General features: G+C 40.2%; 1 protein-coding gene. It reads left to right on the forward strand.

Going from position 1 to position 1,319, the window contains the following annotated elements:
• On the forward strand, positions 1-1,319 hold a 1,319-nt coding region (locus ACFSC2_RS25070; RefSeq protein ID WP_379817702.1), incomplete at both ends, for a hypothetical protein.

Here is a 1,319-nt window from a genome sequence, read left to right on the forward strand (position 1 = left end):
CCAGCGTTAAACGCTCCTACGGATATGGATATCGCAGGAACACCGATTTATTGTGCTCCAGCGGCAAATACAACAAGTACAGTTACAATCAGTAATGTACAGAATGGAGTTGGTTCGCTTCAATACGAGATTCTATCTCCTATTACAAGACCAAAACAACCTGCTGCATCATTTGCGGGATTAAGTCCAGATACTTATTTATTCCAAGTAACAGACGCTAACGGATGTACTTATCAGGAGTCATATACAGTTTTACCTGTAACAAACATTACAATTGCAGGTCAATTGGTTAATAATGTTGATTGTATCGGAAATGCAAACGGAGCAGTACGCTTTACAGTTGCAAACTTCGGAACAGGTTATACAGCTGCATTAACAGCAGGTATAGGAACATTAACGCAGACAGGAAATACAGTTAATGTTACTGGATTAGTTCCAGGAAATTATACTGTAACGGTTACAGATACAACAACAGGCTGTACAGCGTTTGCTACAGTTACAGTTACACAGCCTACAGCATTGGCACTTAATTTGGTGAGCAATGTTAACGCAAATTGTAACTTTGGAGCAAGAGTTACAGTTGCAGCTGCAGGCGGAACACCAAACTACAGATATCAGTTTGTGGCAGATGGAGTTACACCAAATCCAGCAGGCTATAATATTTTTGCTAGTGCAGTTTTAAATCCAGCTACGCCAAATTGGGATGCTTATGTAATTGACGCTAATAATTGTGTAACTAAACTAGATATTGCAGTTGGTTCAGATGCACCGCCTACAATTACTCCATCAGCAACACCATACTGCTACACTGGAGGTCCGGTAAATATTACAATTACTGGAACGTATGTTGGTACACCAATGTTCAGTATCGGAAACCAATATCAGTCAAGTCCAGACTTTGTATTGAATGCGCCAGGAGACTACACATTCTATATTAAAGACGGAAACGGATGTATTGTATCGACTAATTATACATTGAATCAGGAATTGTTGTTGCAAGCTACTTTGACACAAGATCTAACTTGTACAGGAGCAGCAGTAATTACTTTACTTGCGACTCAAGGAACTCTTACATACAATAATTTTGAGGTTGATTTTGAAGGAGGAGGATATTTCCCAGCAACATCGCCTTATAATGCGACTGCTCCTGGAACATACACTTTCAGAGTATCAGACAGCCAGGGATGTCAGGCGGTTTCTATGCCAGTTGTAGTTACGCCTACGACAACTCCAACAGCTACATTTACACAATCAAATGTTAGATGTATAGGAGGAATCGACGGAAGCATTATCATTACTGCTGCAAACGGTATACTACC

It is taken from the genome of Flavobacterium artemisiae, assembly GCF_042678225.1.
Lineage (GTDB): Bacteria > Bacteroidota > Bacteroidia > Flavobacteriales > Flavobacteriaceae > Flavobacterium > Flavobacterium artemisiae.